The sequence below is a fragment of the Poriferisphaera sp. WC338 genome (genome assembly GCF_050931845.1).
In the GTDB taxonomy this organism is placed as follows: Bacteria; Planctomycetota; Phycisphaerae; order Phycisphaerales; family Phycisphaeraceae; genus Poriferisphaera.
Map to the genome: position 1 here is coordinate 1,249,283 of NZ_CP194516.1, position 22,836 is coordinate 1,272,118.

Consider the following 22,836-nt stretch of genomic DNA (forward strand, 5'->3'; position numbering starts at 1 on the left):
GATCATTCAACAATCCGCCTGCTTAGATACGATCAACGACCACGTGCTTGCAAACCGCAAACACACAACGCACCCACACCACATGGAGTTCAAATGAAGTACGCATCGACGATAGCATATTTCCTATTACTAACGTTCTTCTCAACCCTTTCCTATGCACAAAATGTTTACACACTATGGGAAGGCCCTACACTCCCCAAAACCGTGAACGACTTGCCATTCCTTGACAACATCACACACATCAAAGTCACCAAAGCCATTGAAGGTGGCATGCAGTTCCTCCATGGCGCAGCAATCATTGAATACAAAGGCAAGCTCTTTGCGAGTTTTGGTAATAGCCCAGTCGATGAAAATAGCGCCGAAGAGACATTCCGTTACACCGTATCAGACGACAACGGTTATACATGGAACGAACCACGTTACATCGGCAGCGATCTGCCCGGTGACGACGCCCGTACACATGGAGTGTTTGCAATACAAAACGGTAAACTCTGGGCATTCGGTCTAAAATATCGCTACCCCATCTTTAAGAATAAGAACGTTCTCACCGAAGCCTTTCTCTACGACGACACAACTGACTCCTGGACAAGTCATGGCATCGTCTCCGAAACGGGCGGACCAATCGACGCACCAAAACAAATCCCAGATGGCCGCTGGATCATGGGCTCCGCTGACACCGGATTCCGCTCTGGGGTACTCATCAGCCGCGACAGCAGCTTCAATCACTTTGATTTTTCACTTATTCCCACTAGAAAAGGCGAAAAATACTCCGAAACCTCAATCGTCTACGACACCAACCGCATCATCGCCTTCATGCGAAACGAAAGGCACAATACCTGCGGCATCTCTGAATCCCACGACAACGGTAAAACATGGACAACCGCAAAACCATCAAACTACCCGATGGCAAGATCAAAAGTCTACGCCGGCATACTTAGCACAGATCAACTTTACGTGGTCTCAAACATGTCCGACTTCGACGCAATGGATCGATCAACACTACTTATCGCCGTAAGCAAACCCGGCGAACGCACACTGTCCTATGCATGGAAAATCAGACAGGGCCATACTCGACAGCCCCTCTACCCAGGTGAACACAAAATCCCCGGCTGGCAATATCCATACTGCTATGAACATGATGGAAATCTATACGTCATCTACTCCGTCGGCAAGGAGGATTGCGAACTAAGCATCATCCCAATCTCTCAACTTGCCATGAACAACGACCTTCCCGACTATCCACGCACGCCAACAACCGTTACCCTAAAACCATGGTATGAATTGCCAACCATACTCGCATCTGAGCCATTCAACTATAAAGAAAACGACCTAATTGAAAAACACCCATTTGTTAATGAAAAAAGTGGTTTTGGTTTTTCTGATAAATGGGTAAAAGTTAGACATAATATAAAGATATCAAATAAAAAGCACGCAACCGGTCGAGGAAACGACACCAGCGCTCAAGCATTACGTATGTTCGACTCATGGGGCTTTGATCTGAACACTGAAAATCAAACCCTCTACTTCAGCGCTAAAATCCAACGAACAAACTTCTCAAAAAGCAAAGCATACATCCATCTCGCCCTCATCGACGAATCCATCAATGCTCCGCTCATATTCGGCCTCAACAGCAGAGGTGCTACACAACTTGGTACCGGATCACCAAAATCCGCCTATTGGAGCGGCAAAACGCCACTCAAGCAACCCTCCCTGCTTGTTGGCAAGATCATCACACACCGTAATAAGCCTGATGAGTTCTTCATCTCCGGATTCAATACTGACACCGCCCCACGCAACGAACCAACTCATTACGAAATCTCACAATCAGTTGAGCAAAACAGTATCATCCGCGGCTTAAAAATAGTCATCGGCCCACAAGTCACCGCTCATATCGATGACATCCGTTTCGGTAAAACATGGCAATCTGTAACAAAGAAGTAAAGAAAGATATTACCAATAATGAGTGATGCATTACCATATCACGAAGGCCTAAATACATTTGATTGGATGATGATCCTCGCCTACGCAGCATTAATGCTCGGTCTAGGCATCTGGTACTTCCGCAAACAAACTGATGTTAAAGAATACTTCATCGCCGGAAAAGGTATGGGTGCGATGGTTGTCGGCATCTCACAATTCGCCACACTCGTCAGCACCATTTCATACCTCGGCGCCCCCGGTGAAACGATCAAGCACGGCCCCGTCATGCTCGCAAGCATACTCTCTCTCCCATTCGCATACATCATCGTCGGCTACATTCTCATCCCCCGTCTTGTTAAAGAACGACATATCAGCGCCTACGCGTTACTCGAAGCAAAACTAGGCATCACCGGAAGAATACTTGGCGCCACTATGTTTATCATCCTCCGCTTAATGTGGATGACCGCCATGGTGTACATTTCTACACGCGCGATGTTAATGCTTTTTGGCTTACCCATTGAAGCTCAACCATGGCTCGCCATCGGACTTGGCAGTGTCGCCGTCGCATACACCGCGCTTGGCGGCATCCGTGCCGTCGTCGTAACCGACTTCATTCAGTTCATATTACTGCTTGGCGGCGCACTTCTAACCTTAATTTGTATTACGTGGGCCTTTGGCGGCATCTCCCCTTGGTTCCCCAAACAATGGGATCCTTCTTGGAGTCAACAACCCATTTTCCCCGCAGACCCTTATGTTAGAGTCACTCTCATTGGCACAATCGTCCACTTCACCGCATGGTATACATGCACCGCAGGCGGCGACCAGACCATCATTCAAAGATTCATGTCTACCCCAAATGCCAAGAAAGCAAGGCACTCCTACGCATGGGGGCTTGGTGCCTACGTTGTCGTTCTTCCGATTCTCGGACTTGTCGGTTTTGCGCTTATGGCCTTCTTCAAGGAATTTCCACAAGCCATTGAAATGGCTCGTGATGCCGATGATCATTTCTTGCTTTTCATCGTGCATCATTTGCCGCGTGGAGCCGCAGGTCTTGTGGTCGTCGCGCTTTGCGCCGCTGCAATGTCCAGTCTGGATTCGGGTATCAGTTCCGTCTCATCAGTCGTTATATCTGACTGCATTAATCGGTTTAAGAAAAATCCAGACGACGCTAATAGCCATGTAAAACAAGCCATGCTAATCTCTGTTGCAATCGGCGTCATCATTGTTCTGTTTAGCTCAATCGTTGGCAAGGTTGAGGGCAATATTACTGATATTGCTTTTAAGACAGCAAATCTATTTACTTCCCCGCTGTTTGGCTTATTCTTCCTTGTTTTCTTTATACCCTTTGCCAACCCCTTCGGTGCTGTTTGGGGTGCAATCTACGGTATGGCAGGTGCTATTTACCTTGCTTATTGGGATTCATTAACAGGTGATCACGCAATCAGCATCCAATGGATTACCATCGGTTCCTTGTTGATAGATATTATTGCGGGGATAATCTTCAGTGCAATTGCAGCTAAATGCAACAGCCAGAAAAAACTCGTGATATGGTCAATCCTTGCAGCCTTACCAATACTTGTTTTTATTGTAATGGCTGTTTGAAGTCCCAGTTTCAGTTTAATCTCGGTTATCAATATATTTAGATACAAAAATGACAATCAACATTGATTTATATACATCGCTCTTTGCAGATAGCAAGCCGCTCGACGTTGTCATAGACACAGACACTTATAACGAGGTTGATGACCAGTTCAGCGTAGCATATGCATTATTATCACCAGAGCGTTTGAATGTTCTTGCCTGTTATGCTGCACCGTTCATTAATGATCGTACCTCTTGTCCTGCTGATGGCATGCGAATGAGTATGGCTGAATTAGAGAAAATCTACAATCTTCTTGAAATTGATTCTGAGCAGCGCATCTACAACGGCGCGACAACATTAATATCAGATACCAATGCGCCAGCTGAATCTGATGCTGTGCAACATTTGATCCGCCAGGCGCATGAGAGAACAGATAAACCACTATGTGTCATCTGTATCGCAGCACTAACAAATCTTGCTTCTGCACTGATGATTGACCCATCTATTGCACAGAAGATCGTTGTTGTTTGGCTTGGGGGCCATCCATATAACTGGCATACGGCAAACGAATTCAATCTTGCCATGGACATCAAAGCCACCAAGCAAGTGCTGGAAAGTAACGCACCCCTAATCCATATTCCGTGCAAGAATGTTGCCGAGCATCTCAGGATGACGATTCCTGAGCTTGAAGTTCATCTGGGTACTCGTAGCCTAATAAGCCGCTATCTATTTAGCATTTTCAAAGACTATCTTGGCAACAAACCCGGTTGGGCTCGGCCGATATGGGACATCGCTGCTATCGCATCATTGATTGATCATCGCTTCGTTTCAATGAATCAGGCACAACTTCCCTCTCTCAATAGCGACCTGACTTGGAACACGACTACCTTTGTAAGACCCGTCCTTACTGCATATAGCATCAATCGGAATCTGATTTACAACGATTTCTTTTGCAAGATTCAATAACATTGTTGAGAATAGTATGAGAGGTAGCTAATCAAGAATTTCACAGCGAGCGCAACATATAGTCGTATTTGATCGCTCAGTTTCCTAAGACCGATAGAAGTCAATCATTAAAATTTGCGGGAACAGGCCAGAGAGTGAATGTGTGAAGGTAGGGGTGACCTAGACAGCATGTCTCCGTCAAAACCGACAAAACCCATCTAGTGTATCATGCAAAGCGGAAAGTTGGAGCGTGGTTCGACCGAGTGGTGTTTGGTGTGTTCATCCGACCCCGTCCCGAGCTACAGCCGCAAAACAGCAGAGCATCGCACCTCGTGTATCCAGTGTCATTCTGTTGAGTTGGGCAATGCGGTTTGGGGGCAGGTAGTGCGCGGTTGCCAAGCCGCGAATTGTTTGTACTCATATCTGAGGTTGGTGGCTCTGTTCTATAACCTGATTATCTGTATCAGATTAACGTATTGGTGTGAGCTGCCGGCTTGGCTAGTGACCTCCGGGCTATAGGTATGGAGGGCATTGATGGTCAGGGGTTTTGTCGGTTTCGTCGGTTTTGACGGTAGGGTTCAGAGCGGAAAAAATGGCCTAGCGGGCTGAATCGAGGGTAGGGGAGTGAGCAGGGTGCGGTTTTGTCCCTGACCTGCGGTTATTTGGAATGGATGTCACACGCCTCGGCAAGCCTGAGGCAAGCCCGGGGGTGCGCATGAAAAAACGCCGGTCACGTAAATGACTGGCGTTAATGGGATTAAAATAGCGGGGACAGGATTCGAACCTGTGACCTCCGGGTTATGAGCCCGACGAGCTACCTGGCTGCTCTACCCCGCAATCTATAAATAGTCTGATTGCTGGTGCCGCCCGACATGACTTTCTCGAGTCGATTGGGTGGCAGGATTCAGCGGCATGGCCGCTGAATTGTGAGTGGGATATTAAAGCATAAACGTAGGCAGCCGTCAAAGCGGCGTGCACAAAATTGTCGGAAGCGGTTGTTTATCCACAGTTTACAAATGAATAGATGTGGTTTGGGCAGGCACGCGATAGGCGGGGATATAAAATAGCTTAATCGCTCATCACAGTTAGGATAATACTCTGGAGTTGATTGGTGAGGAGATTGCGTTTTTGAGCGGGGGGAGATTTACTGAGCTGGGTGAAAATTTTGGCGAGGGGGCGAGTGTGGGACTCAATCGAATTGGTGGGAGGAGGTGATTGAGATGTGGTTATGATGGAAGAAGGATGAGTTGAAGCGGATTTACTATTGGGTGAGGTATTGTTCGTCTCGTTATCGGTGTTGCCTAGTTTGAGAGGGGAGCGATTCGCATGGTTGTGATTCGCAACGGCCTTTTGGAAGAGGAGGAGGCGGGAGGTGAGGATAAAGGGGAAGTTGGGAGCTGATTTGGCGATGGGGCCGGCGGTGAGGGTGCGGGTGTTGTGTTTGATGGAGGTTTGTAATGGGAGGGAGAGGTTGGCGAGGTTTTGTTCTGCGAGGATTGAAGTGGCGACACCGGCGGTGAGTCCTGTGGCGGCGCCGATGATGGAGCCGGCGAGAAAGGTTGAGCCGCCTGAGAGCAAATCGATTTTAGCGCCGATGATGGCACCAGCGGATGAGCCGGTGATGGCGGAGACGGTGAGGAGTTGTGAGCGAGAGAGGCCGAAGATAATGGAAGTTCGCTCGGAGAAGAGGTCGTGTGTGAGTTCGGATGGGAGGGTGATGGGGTTATGCTTGTCGGTGTATAGTGCAGCTAGGTTGTAGGTGTCTTTGAGTTGGTGTTGGGCGGCAGTTTCTAACTGACGGATAGACGTGAGAAGTTCTTCTTGGATTTCGGGTTGATGGGGTTTAGGGTCCTCGCCTTGCGGGATGGTTTTGGACTCAGAGGCGGAGAGAGCTGTAGAAAGAGTGTCAGCAATAATTTTTGCAGATTGTGCTGCGCGGATTTGTCGTTGTTCTTGTAGAGCGTTTGCTGCGGATTCGAGCTGTGGTTTCCAGTCGGGATGTACAGCAGCAAAGGTTTGGAGGAGTTCAATGTGTTTGTTGAATTCAGAATGGTGTGCGTTGAAGACGCGGGTGGTAGAGAAGGATTGGGCGAGTGCGTGTTGCCAATCTTCAATGTAGTTTGCGTTTTCGATGGGGTTAATGATGGCCATGCGAGGTGCGGCGGTTCGACGAAGGATTTCGATTTCGTTGTTGTATTGAGGAGAGTAGGGTTTTGAGCCGTCAATGATGTAGAGGATACCGGCGTTAGGTTGAAGGATGGGGGTGAGGATTTGGATTTCGTGTTGGAAGTCGGGATGATCTTTGTGTGTGTCGATGAAGTTTTGAAAAGCTTGACGGGTTTGGTGTGGTGAGGTTTGTTGTTGGTTGAGATAGTGCAGAAGTGCGGTAGGGTTTTCGAAGCCAGGCGTATCTGTAAGGTTGAGTATAGTTTGGTTGTTGATGTTGATGGGGTAGGTAGTAGAAGTGGTGGTGGTGCCGGGGAAAGAGGAGATTTGTGGTGTAGTGGATTCGATGAGTGTTGAGACGATAGATGATTTGCCCTGATTAGGGTGGCCGACGACGACGAGGTTGGGGAGGTTAGTGTTCATGAATGGTTGTGATTTCCCACACGTGGAACGTGTGGGTTTGTGTTGTGGTTATGGATTGTGTTGGGTTGTTTGTAGGACGGTGAGGGTGAGGTGGGGGTCGGCTAGGCTTCGGGTTTTAAGTTGCCAATGTTTTAAATGATTGGGGTTGGTCGAGACAGTGCGGTTTTGATGGTCGAAAGGGACAAGGGCAACATGAATTGGTGTTGTTGTATTGATTTTGCTACGGATAAGTTTAATGAGGTTCAACGTTTCAAGCGTGGGAGGTTGATAGAGGAGGGTGATGAGGCAGATGGGTGTGTCGGTTTCGAGATTAAGTGTATTTGATGTGGAAGGGAGTGAGGTGGGAGTACTGTTTGGAAAGTAGCGGTTGAATTGATTGAGAGTAAGCGCGTCATCGTGGATGATGGAGGTAGCGGAGGGAGGAATGCCTAATGTACGATTTGATGAGATAGGATCTATATTATCAGTAGTTTGTGGTGTTTGTGAGGTGGGAATTGGCGTTGATTGGAGGCGATTAAGAAGAGCTTGCGCGTGGGGAAGGATGGGAATGGTTTGTGTGATAGTTTTGCGGAGTTGGTATGAAGCTAGGAGGAAGATTAGGAGCCGAGGGAGGAGGCCGTAGGTTAGGAGAGCGGCGAGGAGGAAAGGATACCACGCGCGAGCTTGGGTGTGAGGGAAGGCGGAGCCGGGGATATAGCGAGAGTTAGCGATGAGTTGATCAGAGGGCAATAGGATGTTGGGGTTGACCCATGCAAACGGGATAGCAAGGGATTGGGTGAGGTTTTGAATGAAGGATTGCGGGATATCGATGGTGGATGCATAAGCGAAGGAAAGATCGTTGGTGAGAAGGAGGATAATGAAGGTGATGATGATGGCGAGGTTGAGTGTGAAGGTAAAAACAGCAGCATAGTAGAGGAGGATTGATTTTTGGAGGGGTGCGAAGCGTGTGTGTGAGGAGAGGAGGTCGCCTTGAAGGGCTTGGAATTGTGTGCGAGAAGTTAACGGGAGAAGTTTTGAGAGTAGCGTTATAAATCTGCCGGGTGAAAGCGAGAGGAGAAGGTCTTGGAAGTGGGCAATAAAGGGGAAGCGAGCGAGGATCGTGGGCGGAAGAAAGAGGATGAGATTGAGGAGGACGAGAAGGAGTTGTAGTAGGATGAAGAAGGTGATGGGGAGGAAGATGTTGATGGGAGTGTTGTTTGGTCGGAGGAAGACAGAGAGTGAGGCGGAGCAGCCGAGGATGAGAGCGAGGATGATGAGTAGGAAGGTGGTGGCGCGGGCGGTTTTATGAAGCGGTGATGTATTGGGAGCGAGGTGTGTGTGTTGTAGCCAAAGGAGAAGTTTCGCAGTGGGTGTGGCGGGTTTGCCCAGTATGTTGCGGTAGGCTTGATCCTGATCGTATTTTTGATGATCGGGCGTTGCGGTGTCTGCGCTTAGTGCGGAGCGAAGGGAGAGGAGTGAAGCGAGGTTGGGTTTGAGTGATGGCTGTTTCATGGTTTGGCATTATGTGTTGAATGCGTGGGTATTGTATCAGTGAAGAGGTGGGTTTGCGTTGAAAAGTGTGACGATAACGGTTGTGGGTAGGTATGGAGTGTGGGTATGATGGCGGAGTCCAGTGGGTTCGATTGGCGGTGGTGTTTTTACGCTGATTTCGATGAACTGGAGCATAATGATGATGCATGGGACGGATGTAAAGCTGGCGGATAGGGAAGCAGGCGATGTTGTGGTGCGCGCATATCAGGTTGAAGATTTTACGGGGGTGGTTGATCTATGGAATCATCGGATGGTGCGGGACGGGATGAGTGAAGATGGGTTTGTGAAGAAGGTGTTGTGTGATGTTAATTTTGATCCTGAAGGTGTGATGGTGGCGAGGTGTAGTGGTGGGGGTGGCGATGTGGTTGGGTTTATGTTGGGAGTTGTGAGGCGGGAACCATTGGAAGGGATTGGCTTGCAGGAAGAGCAAGGGTGGATAACGATGTTCTTTGTGGATGAAGCGTATGAGCGGAAGGGGGTAGGCGGGACGATGTTAGAAAAGGTGATGGGTTTTATGAAGGTACGAGGGCGGAAGAAGGTGACGGTGAGCACGTATGTGCCGAATTATTTTGTGCCAGGGGTTGATACTGAAAGTTGTGGGAGTGGGGTGGCATTTTTAGAGAAGTATGGGTTTGAGGTGAGTTCAAAGGTATATGGGATGGGGAGTGAGTTACAGGATATGGCGATGCCTGTTGCGACGGCAAAGAAAATTGCGGGGTTAAAGGAGAAGGGGATTGAACTCGTGCCGTTTGAGAAGAAATATGTATATGGTTTGCTTGCGTTTTTGCGGCGCGAATTTGCGGGGGATTGGGCGAATGTGATTGTGGAGAAGATTAAAGCTGGGACAGAGGACGAGATCGTGCTTGCGGTGAGGGATAGGGAGGTGCTGGGGTATTGTCAGCATGAGGGTGGGCATTTCGGACCGTTTGGTGTGAGTGAGAAGCTAAGAGGAGAGGGGTTGGGACGGATGTTGTATTGGTGGGTGGTGGAAGCGATGAAGAGAAAGGGTGAGCATTTTATATGGCTTGCGTGGACAGGTGGTGATGCGAAACGCTTTTATGAAGAGAAGGGCGGGCTAAGAGTACTGCGGGAGCATGCGATTATGGTGAAGGAGATTTAGATTTATAGATAGGAGAAGGGAGATGTCACATGACTAGCGGTGTTTATGTCTGAGGGGTGAGTTTTAATAGTCGAGTGTGATCACGCGGGGGTTGGGGAAGGAAAAAAAGTGGGATTTTTCAGCGATTTGAATGCCTTGTTGAAGTTGTTCGGGAACGTATTCTTGAGCTTGCAGTGAGGCGAGTGAGGCGTAGATGGGGACGTTTTTATCGATGAGTTGGTTGATGAGCTGGTTGGTTGAGCCGAGCATGGGGAGATTGAAGCTGGGGTTTTCTTCGAGAAGCAGGTTGATTCCTTGTGCGTCACAGAAGATGCGGACGTTGTGATCGTCAGCAAGAGTAACAGCAAGGTTGAGGGCAGTGAGAATTTTGCGTTGGTGTTCGGGGGTGTGGATATTGGATGTGATGTGGATGAGGATGCCATCGGATTGTTTGGTTTTAGCGTTGAGTGATTGCGGTGTTATGGAGAGCGCGGCGAAGGTGAGAGCGATGATGGCTGTGGTGAGGATGATGGCGAAGTATGTTTTTGTTTCAGGCATCAATATGTCTCTTGTCGGGTGTTGATTGTTTTAGGGTTGTTTCGGTTTTGGTGTGGGCTTTGGTGAGGGAGGCTGTTGGACATCAGGATATTGAGTTGGTGCGACTGGTGTTTGGGATTTGCTTGCGGAAGGATGATTATTCGAGGGCTTGTTGCTAGGGGTTCTGGTGATGGGCATGGATTCGGGTTGGATGAGGAAGGCGAGCGCGGTGATGAGGAGAATGGTATTAAAGATTCCTTGGAATTGGAGATTTTGGAGAGCGGGGCGTGTGGAGCGGTAGGTGATGAAGTATTCGGAGGCGAAGGTGACGAGGAAGAGGAGGAAGAAGAGTATGGCGATGAGATAGCCGAGGGAGGCGAGCCATTTGGCGCGGTGGAAGGTGGCTTGTGTTTGAAATGAGAAGAAGAGGAGGTTGAGGGAACCGAGCGTGAGTGCGACGGCGGCGAGTGCCTGGATGAGGATGATGAAGTCGAAGGTGGTGTTGGCGAAGGTGCTATTACTGATGGCGCGGTTGAGGGGGAAGGCGTCGGGTGGGATGTCGGGGAGGGTGTACATAGTGAGAGTTTGGCTGACCTCGTTTTGGTTGAGTTGTGGGTGGGTGATGTTGGTGAAGGTGATGATGGTCATCCAGAGTGCAAAGGATGCAGTGATAAGGATCTTGGCCAGTCGGAGAATGAACGTGGTCATGTTGGTGATATCGAGAGGTGTGGGGGGGTGGGTTGATTGGGGATTGGGAGTGAGAGGGCAAGGGGAGAGGTGGTGTTATATAGATGCGGGGCTGGCGGTGAGGGGGTGGGTTGGGTGTCATGTTGGCAGGGGCTTGGGCTTGGGCAGGGAATGTGTGGTCGGGGAATGGCTTATAGTTTGGCTGTAAGTTCATGTTTATGCGTCTGTTATGATTGATGGATGGATGGCGTTCATGCAGGAAGGTTTTGGCATTGATGTTGCGAAAGATAGGGGGTTGGCGGGTACGGTCTGTTTTGGCAGGCGTACTGGCGACGATGGCGGGGGATTGGATGATGATTGCATCACGAAGACAAATTACTCTGTGAATAGGAGACGAACGGCATGGCCGCGAAAGAATTGGCCTTTGAGTCGGACGCACGAGCAGGTTTGCTGGCGGGCGTTGAAAAGTTAGCGATGGCGGTGAAGAGCACCCTTGGCCCGCGTGGCCGAAGTGCTGTGATCGACAAGAGCTGGGGCGGTCCGACGGTAACCAAGGACGGCGTGACAGTTGCGGAAGAAATTGAACTCCGTGACAAGAATGAAAACATGGGCGCGCAGCTTGTGAAAGAAGCAGCGAGCAAGACTTCGGACAAGGCGGGCGACGGCACGACGACGTCGACGGTTTTGGCGGAAGCGCTTTTCCGTGAAGGCCTGAAGCAGATCACTGCGGGTGCCGATGCGAATGCGGTGGTTCGCGGGATGAAGCAAGCTGTCGAAGCAGTTGTTGCAAACATCGGCAAGATGAGCAAAGGCATCGACGGTAAAAAGGATATTGAAAACGTTGCTGCCATCAGCGCGAACAACGATCCGACGATCGGCAAGATCATGGCGGATGCAATGGAGCGTGTGGGTAAGGATGGCGTGATTACGGTTGAAGAAGGCAAAGGTCTTGACACATATGTTGATGTTGTCGAAGGCATGCAGTTTGATCGTGGTTACCTGAGCCCGAACTTTGTCACTGATGCAGACAACATGCAGGTGGTGATGGAGAAGACATTGGTTCTGGTTTATGAAGACAAGATTGATTCGATTCAAAAGCTTGTTCCTTTGCTGGAGAAAGTTCAGCAGGCGAAGAAGCCTCTTTTGATTATTGCGGAAGACATTGAAGGCGAAGCGCTTTCGACGTTGGTCGTGAATAAGTTGCGCGGTGTTTTGAATATTTGTGCAGTCAAAGCTCCAGGTTATGGCGATCGTCGTAAGGCGATGTTGGGCGACTTGGCGGTGCTAACCGGCGGTGAAGCGATCATGAAGGATCTTGGAACAGAGCTTGATCAGGTTGAGCTTTCTCAGCTTGGTATGGCGAAGAAGATCACGATTGATGCGGATAACACGACGATTGTTGAGGGTGCGGGTTCGACGAAGGCGATTCAAGACCGGATTGGACAGATTCGCAATGAGATTGCTGGGACGACGAGCGATTATGATCGCGAGAAGTTGCAGGAACGTTTGGCGAAACTGGCTGGCGGCGTGGCGCAGATCAATGTTGGTGCTGCGAGTGAAGCTGAGCTAAAAGAGAAGAAGGCTCGTGTTGAAGATGCATTGCATGCGACGCGTGCGGCTGTTGAAGAAGGCATTGTCCCCGGCGGCGGCGTGAGCTTTATCCGCTCGATTGCCAAGCTGAACAAGCTTGAAGTGGCGAGTGAAGATGAAGCGGCGGGCGTGAACTTTGTGAAGAAGGCGCTGGAGCTGCCACTACAAACGATTGCAGATAATGCTGGCGAACGCGGTACGGTTGTGGTGAGCAAGGTTGCTGACGGCAAGGGATCATTCGGGTTTGATGCTCTTAAGCTTGAGTATGGCGACATGCTTGAGAAGGGAATCATTACGCCGGCGAAAGTTGATCGTACTGCGCTTGAAAATGCTGCGAGTGTTGCGACGTTGCTGCTATCGACGGATTGTATTGTGAGCGAGAAACCGGGTGAAGGCGCTGATGCCGGTGCTGCGGGCGGAATGCCTGGCGGTATGGGTGGCATGGGCGGTGGGATGCCTGGTATGGGCGGCATGGGTGGTATGGGTGGCGGGATGCCTGGCATGGGTGGCATGGGTATGCCAGGCATGATGTAATCCGTTTGTGATTGTTACTGTATAACAGAAGAAAAATTGCAGCGCCTAAGCGCTGGCTAGAGGAAATAAAAAGATGGCCAAGACGAAGAAGATCAATGTGAAGCCGTTGGAAGACCGTGTTTTATTGAAGCCAACGGAAGTGGCAACTCAGACGGCGAGTGGGATTTTTTTGCCGGAAAGCGCAACCGAAAAGCCAATGACGGCAACGATCGTCGCGGTGGGTCCGGGTAAGATGACCGATGAAGGCAAACGCGGTGAGCTTTCTGTGAAGAAAGGCGACGTTGTTTTGTACGGCAAATATGCTGGTACGGAAGTTGATATTGATGGCGTGGAGCATTTGATCGTTCGTGAGAGCGAGTTGCTAGGCGTTGTTGAAGGCTAAGTCGTTGTTCAATAATTAAGATTAACTAATCAAGAGATAGATGGAGCCATAAAATGGCGAATAAACAGATGCTATTTGGCAGCGACGCGGCGATGCACCTGAAGAAGGGGCTTGAACAGCTTGCGAACGCTGTGAAGGTGACGATGGGGCCGACGGGCCGAAATGTCGTGATGCAGAAGTCGTTTGGTGGTCCGGCTGTGACCAAGGACGGTGTGAGTGTTGCGAAGGAAGTGGAAGTCGCTGAGCCGTTCCAGAATATGGGCGCGAAGATGGTCGTGGAAGTTGCGAAGAAGACGGCTGACAAAGCCGGCGACGGCACGACAACCGCAACAGTTTTGGCTGAAGCGATTTTTGACGAAGGCCTGCGGCATGTGCTGGCGGGTGCGAATGCGGTGGCATTACAACGCGGGATTCTTGCGGCATCTGATGCTGCAGGCGAAGCGATCAAAGCGAGTGCTGTTAAGTGCAAAGGCAAAGATGATTACCAGAAGGTCGCGACTGTTTCAGCGAACCACGATGTTGAAGTTGGCGAGTTGATTGCGGAAGCGATTGACAAGGTCGGCAAGGACGGTGTCGTTGAAGTTGAGGAAGGCAATGCTGCCGAAACGACCTTGGATTACGTCGAGGGGATGCAGTTTGATAAGGGATACTTGTCTCCTTACTTCATGACTGATCCGGCGACGGCTGAGTGTGTGATGGAAGATGCGCTTGTGTTGATTCATGAGAAGAAGATCGGCAATTTGCCGGATTTGTTGCCGCTGCTGAATAAGGTGGCGATGGCGCAGAAGCCGCTCGTGATTATTGCTGAGGATGTTGAGAACGAAGCGCTGGCGGCGCTGGTTGTGAACCGGTTGCGCGGCGTGCTGAAAGTTGCGGCGGTGAAAGCGCCGGGCTTTGGTGATCGTCGTAAGGCGATGCTGGGTGATATCGCAACGCTGACCGGTGGTGAGTTCATCAGTGAAGACCTTGGCATTCAGCTTGAAGCGATTGAAATCAATCAACTCGGCACGGCGAAGAAGATGGTGATCGGCAAGGACAACACGACGATCATCGAGGGTGCTGGCAAGAAGAAAGATATCACTGCACGTTGTGATCAAATTCGCAAGCAGATCGAAGCGACCACGAGCGATTATGATCGCGAGAAGTTGCAGGAACGTCTGGCGAAGCTGACCGGTGGCGTGGCGATCATCAATGTTGGTGCTGCGACCGAGACGGCGATGAAGGAACGCAAGGACCGCGTGGATGATGCACTGCATGCGACGAAGGCTGCGGCTGCGGAAGGCTATGTGCCGGGCGGCGGCGTGGCACTTGTGCGTGCAATTGAAGCGGTTGAAGCGAAACGCGGCAAGGCCAAGGGCGATGAGAAGCTGGGCTTTGATATCGTGGCAAAATCGCTTGAAGTGCCGTTGCGTCAGATCGTTGAAAACGCTGGTGAAGACGGGTTTATTGTAGTCGAGAAGGTCAAAGATACTTCGGGCAACAAGGGCTACAACGCTGCGACAGGCGCGTATGTGGACATGGTCAAGGCCGGGATCATTGATCCTGCTTTGGTGGCTCGGACGGCGCTTCAGCATGCGGCAAGTGTTGCGGGCTTGATGCTGACGACCAATGTGTTGATCACCGAGCTTGGCGACGATGATGACGCGGTTGAAGGCGCGGTAAGCTAATCGGCGCTTAGACTGCATAGAGCGGGACAATGAATCCTGCTTTGCTGAGTAAAAAGTTAGAGACTCAGTGGCGAGGGCTGCTGAGTCTTTTTACGGGTCGGGATTGACGACTGTGTCTAACTGATGAATAGAGAAGCTGTATGGCGACAGAGCGCGACTATTACGAGATTTTGAGTATTGAGCGGACCGCGAGCGGGGAGGAGATCAAACGCTCTTATCGCAAAATGGCGATGAAGTACCATCCGGATCGCAATCAGGGGAATGAGGAAGCGGAGATTAAGTTCAAGGAGGCGGCTGAGGCGTATGAGGTTCTCAGCGATGAAGAGAAGCGGCGGTTGTATGATCAGTATGGCCATGCGGGATTGAAGGGGCGAGCGGGACATGATTTTGGCCACATGGACCCGAACGATATTTTCTCAATGTTCGGCGATATTTTTGGCGGCGCGTTTGGTGGAGGACGACGCGGCGGAGGGGCAAGAGGAAACCGTCCGACACGCGGGTATGATCTTGAGACGGTGACGGAGATCACACTTGAGGAAGTGTTGTCGGGGACGGATAAAGAGATTGAGTTCACACGGCAGGATAACTGCGAGACGTGCAGTGGGAGTGGAGCGAAGCCGGGTAGCGAACCGGTGAGTTGTGTGACGTGCGGGGGTGTAGGGCAGGTGAAGCAGAGCGGCTTGGGCGGGATGTTTCAGGTGGTGACAACTTGTCCGGCGTGTCAGGGGCAGGGGAAGGTGGTGAAGGATAAGTGCGGGGATTGCAGCGGAAAAGGCCGCGTTTTGAAGGATCGAAAGGTTGGCGTGAAGATTCCGGCTGGGGTGCATGACGGGCAAGCAGTGCGGTTATCGGGGGAAGGGGAGCCGGGCAGCAATGGCGGGCCGCGGGGTGATCTGCATGTGGTGATCCGTGTGAAGGGACACGAGCTTTTTGCGCGGGATGATGATGATTTAGTGTTGAAGATGCCGATCAGTTTTGCGCAGGCGGCGCTTGGGGCGAAGGTCGATGCCGCGACACTTGAGGGAGAGGTTGAGGTTGAGATCAAAAAGGGTTCGCAGCATGGGGATGTGGTGAAGGTTCATGGGATGGGGTTGCCGGACCTACGGAGTGGGCGGCGCGGCGATTTGTTGGTGGTACTTTTGTTGGAAGTGCCGAAGAAATTGTCGGACAAACAGGAAGAGCTATTAAGAGCATATGCGGAGACGGAAGACCATGATGTGTTGCCGCATAGCAAAGGTTTTTGGGACAAGATGAAAGAATATTTGGGTGCGTGACTAACTGGTGGTTAGACGCGTATGAAATAGATTGATGCAGCTGCATGCTGATGATGATAAGAGGCTGTTATGAGTAAAAAGCATAATCAAGAGAATGGGCAAGGCGGGATGGAAGGTGAGCGTCATGAAATCGAGGACGTGGAATATCCTGACGATGTGCTGGGTGAGACGGGCGATCCGATGGATGATGTGGGTGGTGGGGATGAAACGTCAGGCGAAGGGGATGCTGGTGAAGCAGAAGGACCGATCGATGCTGAATCGGCGCTTAGGGCGGAACTCGCAGAGCTGAACGAGAAGTACCTGCGGATCGCGGCGGATTATCAGAATTATGTGCGGCGTGCGGAACAGAATGTTGTGACAACCAAGGAACAACAAGTGATGAGCATGGCGCGCGAGCTGGTGATGGTGCTGGATCATTTTGATCGTGCGATGGAGGTTGATACGAAAACCGTCTCCGCAGATGATTTCAAGAACGGCGTGCAGATCGTGAAGGATGAATTACTTCGGGCACTGGGTAAGTATGGTGTGGAGCGGATTGAAGCTGAAGTTGGTGAAGCGTTTGATCCGAACAGACATGCGGCGATGATGCGGCAGGCGAGTGAAGAGGTGGAGAGCAATCATGTGGTGCAGCAGTTCCAGCCGGGCTATATGCTTGGCGAGAAAACGATTCGCCCTGCGGGTGTGATTGTTGCAGAATAGTTACAGGTATATTTGTGGTTGGATGATTGAGATGATGGCTAGGAGAGGTATTTAAGTATGCCAACGTATGATTATCAGTGTGATATTTGTAAGCATGTATTTGAAGAATTTCAGATGATGAGTGCGAAGCCACTGAAGAAATGCCCTGAGTGCGGGAAGATGAAGCTGCGCCGCTTGATTGGTGCTGGGGCAGGAGTGATCTTCAAGGGTGGTGGTTTTTACGAAACGGATTACCGTTCAGATAGTTATGCCAAGGGCGAGAAGGCTGAGAAAGATGCGAAGAAGAAAGCATCTGAGCCGAAGAGCGAGGGTAAGGATAAGAAGAAAGATGGCGGGAAGGCTGAAAAGAAGAAAGAGAGCGAGCCGAAGAAGAAAAAGAAGAACTAAAGGCAAAAGAGTCGAAGTATAATAAGCTGTGGCCAGTTCGGTTGCAGCTTTTTTATTTACATATGCAGGTGGGCAGATTAGCTTTATCTTATCTTTTGCTAAGTGGAGGTTTATATGTTCATGAGTCGTCACCATCGTTATTGGATAGCGTGTTTCATTTTTGTTGGATCAGTGGCTATGTTGTGTTTGAGTATTTCGGAAGCCGCTGAGGCTCCAGTGAAGCCAAAGGAAAAGGCGAAGTTAGATGTGTTTCGATATCCGCCAATTGATATGACGAAGGTGAGCGAGGTGCATACCTATCGTGAAGTTGACGATGTAGAGTTGAAGCTATATGTGTTTCGGCCTGAGGGAGTAGAAAAAGAGGAGAAACGTGCGGGGATTGTGTTCTTCTTTGGCGGTGGTTGGAAGAGTGGTTCGCCGGGCCAGTTTTGGAAACAGTGCGAGTATCTTGCATCACGCGGGATGGTTGCGATCACGGCAGATTATCGTGTGAAAAAGCGTCATGGAGTGGCGGCAGTGAAATGTGTCGAGGATGCGAATGCGGCGATGCGATGGGTAAGAACGCATGCAGATATGCTTGGTTTGGATGAACAGAGACTAGCGGCGAGTGGCGGTTCGGCAGGTGGACATCTTGCGGCCGCGTGTGCAATCTTTGGTGATGTTGGATATGAACGCGGCTATGATTCGGGTGCGGGTGAAGTAAGAAAGTGTTTGGCAGATTTACTTGTTTTATATAACCCGGTGATGTCGCTTTTACCGGTGGGTGAGCAGCAATTTGATTTTGATCGTGAGATGCTCAGAGAGAGGATGGGGACGCCTGAGGTTGAGGATTTGTCGCCCTACCATCATGTGCGTGAGGGGTTGCCGACAACTTTGATGATGTTTGGTGAGAAGGATGTGATGCTCTTGGGGTGGGCAAACGAATATATTGGAGAGGCGAAGGCATTAGGGAATGATGTAAGATTGCAGACGTGGCCAAATAGGGGGCATGGTTTTTTTAATTATGGCAGAGGGACATTTAAGGTGTTTAAGGAAACCATGTTGGCACTTGATGCGTTCCTTGTTGAGCATAGTTATTTGGAAGGTGAGGCCGATGAGAATCGATTGGATGAGATGGATTGGCGAAAAAGTTAGTGTTGATCGAAACAGTTCCAGTTTGAGTTACCTAAAAAAGGTTTTAATATTCCCTTAAAATCTTCAAGAGATTTAGATTCGATCTTTCTGGCTTCTTTCTAAGGCTCTATATACTCTTTTCCAATAGAGGGGGTAGGCTTCCATTCTTCATTAGCATGACCACGAAAGACAGTATTGTCCCCAGTAGTTATCTGTTCGAGATATCTTGCAACGTGTTTCGTAAATTGAGCCTATATGTTTATTGAAGAGTACTTAATTTTGTGCTTTGCTGATGCGCTAGATATTTGACCTGACATGATTGGCAAGAATATTGTAGTGGAATATACAGTCGTGATAAAATGGCATATACATCGTTGATAGTTGATTAATTGTTTATACATCAACAAGTTATCATACGTTAAGGGTAGTGGGGATCGATACTAAAAGCCCACGCGGGGTGCGTGGGCTTATGTGTTTAGGTTATGTAACCATGTGTTAGAAGGTTTTATTTAGCGGTATCTGCTGGTTTCGCAGGGGCTTTCTCTTCGGGATCGCCTTGGGTTGCGACGATTTGTGAAAGCTGTTTGTAGACTTCGATGCGTTCGCGGGCTTGGCGTTCGGCTTCGATGACGAAATCATCATAGATTTCCGGGTAGGCTTTCTTGACCTGACGGAAACGGTTTTCGCCGGCCATGTATTCGCTGACGGAACCCTTGAAGACTTTGGAGTCGAGTTGCAGACGCGGTTTGCCTTGGAGGGCGAGGTCTGGATCATAACGGTAGAGCGGCCAAATGCCTGCATCGACGGCGAGTTTTTGGTGGTCGAGGCCGTTCTTGAGATCGTAACCGTGCGCGATGCAGTGTGAGTAGGCGATGATGATGGATGGGCCGTCGTATGCTTCGGCTTCCTTCATTGCTTGTACGACTTGGTTGTCCTTGGCACCGAGGGCAACGGAGGCAACATAGACGTGACCGTAGGACATGGCCATGAGGCCAAGATCTTTCTTGGAGACGAGCTTGCCGGAGGTTGCGAACTTGGCGGCAGCGCCGAGCGGTGTTGCTTTGGAGGCCTGTCCGCCGGTGTTTGAGTAGACTTCGGTGTCGAGGACGATGATGTTAATGTCGCGTGTGTTTGCGAGAACATGGTCGAGTCCGCCATAGCCGATGTCGTATGCCCAGCCGTCTCCGCCAACGATCCAGACGGATTTGTGGGCGAGCGCGTCAGCGAGTGTGAGCAGACGTTTGGCTTCGGGTTTGTTGGAATCGGCGAGTTGCATCTTGAGTGTTTCGATGCGGCCACGCTGTGCAGCGATTTCAACTTCGTCTTTGCATTTGACGTTGTCGAGGATCTCGGTGACCAGTGTGGTGCCGATTTCGTTTTCGAGTTGTTTAACGAGGAAGACAGCGGCGTCACGTTGTGAATCCATGGAGAGTCGCATGCCGAAGCCGTATTCGGCGTTGTCTTCGAAGAGTGAGTTAGACCATGCGGGCCCGCGGCCTTCAGCGTTGCATGTGTATGGTGTTGTTGGGAGGTTACCGCCGTAGATGGAGGAGCAGCCTGTTGCGTTGGCGATCATCATGCGGTCGCCGAAGAGTTGTGTGAGGAGTTTGACGTATGGTGTTTCGCCGCAGCCTGAGCAAGCGCCGGAGAATTCGAACATTGGTTCGAGGAACTGCGAGCCCTTGGCGTCGAGTCGGACGATTTTTTCGCGTGGTGTTTCCGGGAGGTTCATGAAGAAGTCCCAGTTCTTGCGTTCTTCTTCGAGCAGTGGCAGGCGCACATCCATGTTGAGTGCTTTCTTACCGGGCTCGGTTTTGGATTTAGATGGGCAGACCATGACACAGAGATTGCAGCCGGTGCAGTCATCGGGTGCGACCTGCAATGTGTACTTGAGACCTTTGAGGTCTTTGGCTTTGTAGTCCATGGACTTGAAGGTGTCGGGTGAATCGGTGAGTGTCGATTCATCGACGGCCTTGGCGCGGATGGCTGCGTGGGGGCAGACCAGTGCGCACTTGTTGCACTGGATACAGATGTCATCGTCCCAGACGGGGATTTCGGTGGCGATGCCACGTTTTTCCCATTGGCATGTGTCCATGGGCCATGTGCCGTTGACGGGGAAGGCGGAGACGGGGAGCAGATCGCCGCGACCTGCCATGATTTCAGCGGTGACTTTTTGAACAAAGTCGGGCGCTTCAGAGGGAACAACTTCGGGGCGTTTGAAGTCTGCGGTTGGCGCTTCGGGGATTACAACTTCGTGGAGATTGTCGACAGAAGAATCGACGGCTTTGAAGTTCTGCTCGACGATGTTTTGGCCTTTGGAGGCGTAGGTTTTTTCGATGGCGTGTTTGATCTTGGCGATGGCTTCGTCTTTGGGTAGGATGCCGGAGATGGCGAAGAAGCAGGTCTGCATGATGGTGTTGATGCGGCGCCCCATGCCGGTGGCTTGTGCGACTTTTTCCGCATCAATGGTGAAGACTTTGATCTTCTTGTCGATGATGGTTTGCTGAATTTCTTCCGGCAAACGTGACCAGACTTCATCAGCAGGGAAGGGCGAGTTTAGGAGAAAGATCGAGTTTGGTTTGGCGAGTTGGAGAACATCGAACGACTCGGTGAACATGAACTGGTGGCATGCGACGAAGTCGGCGTCGTTGATGAGGTATGGGGCGCGGATGAGATCGGGGCCGAAGCGGAGGTGGGAGATGGTCATGGCGCCGGACTTTTTGGAGTCGTAGACGAAATAGCCTTGGGCGTAGTTGTCGGTTTCTTCGCCGATGATTTTGATGGTGTTTTTGTTTGCGCCGACTGTTCCGTCTGCACCGAGGCCGTAGAAGACAGCGCGGAAGACGTTGTCTTTTTCGATGGACATTTCGTTGTCCCATTTAAGGGACGTTTTTGAGATGTCATCAAGGATGCCGACAGTGAAGTGATTCTTGGGCAGGTTTTCAGTGAGGTCTTCAAAGACGCCTTTGACCATGGCGGGGGTAAATTCTTTGGAGGAGAGGCCGTAGCGACCACCGACGATGACAGGATCGAGTTCTGTGAGGCCGGTGTCTTTTGCTTCGCGGAGTGCGGTGATGACGTCTTGATAGAGCGGCTCGCCGGTAGCGCCGGGCTCTTTGGTACGATCGAGGACGGAGAGTGCTTTGACGGTTTTGGGAAGTGCGCTTACGAAGTCTGAGATTGGGAACGGGCGGTAGAGTCGGATTTTGAGGACGCCGACTTTTTCGCCGTTGTCGTTTAGGTGTTCGACGGTTTGTGCGACGGTTTCGGCGCCGCTACCCATGATGATGACGACGCGATCTGCATCTTCAGCGCCTTCGTATTCGTAGAGCTTGTATTGGCGGCCGGTGACTTCGGCGAATTTGTCCATCATGTCCTGGACGATGCCGGGAGCTTGATCGTAGTAAGGATTGATTGCTTCGCGGGCCTGGAAGAAGACGTCTGGGTTTTGCGCGGTGCCACGTATGGCGGGGTGATCTGGTGTGAGTGAGGAAGCGCGGAATTTTGCGATGGCATCTTCATCGATGATCGCGCTGAGTTGTTCGTCAGTGAGTAGTTCTATTTTTTGTACTTCGTGTGAAGTGCGAAACCCGTCCATGAAGTGGAGGATGGGGAGTTTGGCATTGAAGGTTGCGGCATGAGAGATGGCGGCGAGGTCATGTGCTTCTTGAACGGAGTTTGAGGAGAGCATGATGAAGCCTGTTTGTCGGCAGGCCATGACATCGGAGTGATCGCCGAAGATAGAGAGTGCGTGTGTGGCGAGTGTACGTGCGGCGACGTGCATGACGAAGGGCAGCATCTCGCCCGCGATTTTGTACATGTTGGGGATCATTAGGAGAAGGCCTTGCGAGGCGGTGAAGGTTGTCGCAAGTGAGCCAGCCTGGAGTGCTCCGTGAACTGCGCCGATCGCACCGCCTTCGGATTGCATTTCAATGACATCGGGGACGTTGCCCCAAAGATTGGTTTTTTGTTGTGCCGCCCATCCTTCTACAAACTCGCCCATGGGAGAGGAAGGTGTGATGGGGTAGATGACGGCAGTTTCAGAGAGGCGGTGTGCGACGGAAGCGACTGCTTCATTGCCATCGAGTGTCATCATTTTTGGAGTGGTCATTGTTCATCAGTCCTTTTGATGCCGAGCTATACCGCTGAGCAAGGTGGTGAGTCTTACGCAGCACTGTGTGCTGAAGTTCCGCTTCAGCGCTGTCGGCATGGTTGAGCGGGGGAGTTATGGCTGGCGGGCCGCGGGGATAAGCACCGTGGCGAGCGGAGCGAGGGTGCGGCCTCAACCAGGCCTGTGGTGG

16 protein-coding genes and 1 tRNA gene are annotated in these 22,836 nt (G+C 50.8%); 11 read left to right on the forward strand and 6 right to left on the reverse strand.

What is annotated here, in order from left to right; translation table 11 throughout:
* The first annotated feature begins 93 nt into the window (after positions 1-93).
* The 3 genes from ACQ6WK_RS05035 to ACQ6WK_RS05045 are packed head-to-tail and all read left to right on the forward strand — an operon-like array spanning position 94 to position 4,468.
* Positions 94-1,941, forward strand: coding sequence for a sialidase family protein (locus tag ACQ6WK_RS05035; protein ID WP_432799655.1), 1,848 nt, complete (start codon positions 94-96; stop codon positions 1,939-1,941).
* Positions 1,942-1,959: 18 nt separating this feature from the next.
* On the forward strand, positions 1,960-3,522 hold the full coding sequence (locus ACQ6WK_RS05040; RefSeq protein WP_432799656.1) for a sodium:solute symporter family transporter: 1,563 nt from the start codon (positions 1,960-1,962) through the stop codon (positions 3,520-3,522).
* A gap of 49 nt (positions 3,523-3,571) precedes the next feature.
* On the forward strand, positions 3,572-4,468 hold the full coding sequence (locus ACQ6WK_RS05045) for a nucleoside hydrolase (protein WP_432799657.1): 897 nt from the start codon (positions 3,572-3,574) through the stop codon (positions 4,466-4,468).
* 742 nt (positions 4,469-5,210) lie between these two features.
* Here ACQ6WK_RS05045 and ACQ6WK_RS05050 read toward each other — a convergent pair.
* From ACQ6WK_RS05050 to ACQ6WK_RS05060, 3 genes are all read right to left on the reverse strand, one after another.
* A tRNA-Met gene (locus ACQ6WK_RS05050) sits at positions 5,211-5,284 on the reverse strand.
* A 231-nt stretch (positions 5,285-5,515) separates the two neighbouring features.
* Entirely contained in the window at positions 5,516-7,036 is a 1,521-nt protein-coding gene (locus tag ACQ6WK_RS05055; protein WP_432799658.1) for a GTPase/DUF3482 domain-containing protein, read from the reverse strand.
* Positions 7,037-7,084: 48 nt separating this feature from the next.
* Positions 7,085-8,527 carry a DUF2868 domain-containing protein gene (locus tag ACQ6WK_RS05060; protein WP_432799659.1) on the reverse strand — a complete coding sequence of 481 codons (1,443 nt, stop codon included), beginning with the start codon at positions 8,525-8,527 and terminating at the stop codon, positions 7,085-7,087.
* Positions 8,528-8,687: 160 nt separating this feature from the next.
* Between ACQ6WK_RS05060 and ACQ6WK_RS05065 the strand changes: the two genes are divergently transcribed.
* Positions 8,688-9,686 carry a GNAT family N-acetyltransferase gene (locus ACQ6WK_RS05065; protein WP_432799660.1) on the forward strand — a complete coding sequence of 333 codons (999 nt, stop codon included), beginning with the start codon at positions 8,688-8,690 and terminating at the stop codon, positions 9,684-9,686.
* Positions 9,687-9,749: 63 nt separating this feature from the next.
* Here the strand turns inward: ACQ6WK_RS05065 and ACQ6WK_RS05070 are convergent, their stop codons facing one another.
* Both ACQ6WK_RS05070 and ACQ6WK_RS05075 read right to left on the reverse strand, forming a co-directional pair.
* A complete protein-coding gene (locus ACQ6WK_RS05070; protein WP_432799661.1) occupies positions 9,750-10,223 on the reverse strand; it encodes a hypothetical protein in 474 nt (157 codons plus the stop codon).
* Between the two features lie 30 nt (positions 10,224-10,253).
* A complete protein-coding gene (locus ACQ6WK_RS05075; RefSeq protein ID WP_432799662.1) occupies positions 10,254-10,910 on the reverse strand; it encodes a DUF2165 family protein in 657 nt (218 codons plus the stop codon).
* 381 nt (positions 10,911-11,291) lie between these two features.
* On the opposite strand from ACQ6WK_RS05075, the gene groL (ACQ6WK_RS05080) reads away from it, so the two are divergent.
* From groL (ACQ6WK_RS05080) to ACQ6WK_RS05110, 7 genes are all read left to right on the forward strand, one after another.
* Positions 11,292-13,013, forward strand: a complete 1,722-nt coding sequence (gene groL, locus ACQ6WK_RS05080) for a chaperonin GroEL (RefSeq protein WP_432799663.1) — start codon at positions 11,292-11,294, stop codon at positions 13,011-13,013.
* A 73-nt stretch (positions 13,014-13,086) separates the two neighbouring features.
* Positions 13,087-13,395 (forward strand): co-chaperone GroES, encoded by a 309-nt coding sequence (locus ACQ6WK_RS05085; protein ID WP_432799664.1) that lies wholly within the window; start codon positions 13,087-13,089, stop codon positions 13,393-13,395.
* 53 nt (positions 13,396-13,448) lie between these two features.
* Complete coding sequence (groL, locus tag ACQ6WK_RS05090; RefSeq protein WP_432799665.1) at positions 13,449-15,062, forward strand: chaperonin GroEL; 1,614 nt, start codon at positions 13,449-13,451, stop codon at positions 15,060-15,062.
* Positions 15,063-15,202: 140 nt separating this feature from the next.
* Positions 15,203-16,336, forward strand: a complete 1,134-nt coding sequence (dnaJ, locus tag ACQ6WK_RS05095; protein ID WP_432799666.1) for a molecular chaperone DnaJ — start codon at positions 15,203-15,205, stop codon at positions 16,334-16,336.
* Positions 16,337-16,405: 69 nt separating this feature from the next.
* Complete coding sequence (gene grpE / locus ACQ6WK_RS05100; RefSeq protein ID WP_432799667.1) at positions 16,406-17,035, forward strand: nucleotide exchange factor GrpE; 630 nt, start codon at positions 16,406-16,408, stop codon at positions 17,033-17,035.
* A gap of 57 nt (positions 17,036-17,092) precedes the next feature.
* Positions 17,093-17,422: an FmdB family zinc ribbon protein gene (locus tag ACQ6WK_RS05105; RefSeq protein WP_432799668.1), complete on the forward strand. Its 330-nt coding sequence runs from the start codon at positions 17,093-17,095 to the stop codon at positions 17,420-17,422.
* A 120-nt stretch (positions 17,423-17,542) separates the two neighbouring features.
* Positions 17,543-18,556, forward strand: coding sequence for an alpha/beta hydrolase (locus tag ACQ6WK_RS05110; RefSeq protein WP_432799669.1), 1,014 nt, complete (start codon positions 17,543-17,545; stop codon positions 18,554-18,556).
* A gap of 484 nt (positions 18,557-19,040) precedes the next feature.
* Here the strand turns inward: ACQ6WK_RS05110 and nifJ are convergent, their stop codons facing one another.
* Complete coding sequence (nifJ, locus tag ACQ6WK_RS05115; RefSeq protein WP_432799670.1) at positions 19,041-22,646, reverse strand: pyruvate:ferredoxin (flavodoxin) oxidoreductase; 3,606 nt, start codon at positions 22,644-22,646, stop codon at positions 19,041-19,043.
* Positions 22,647-22,836: the final 190 nt, after the last annotated feature.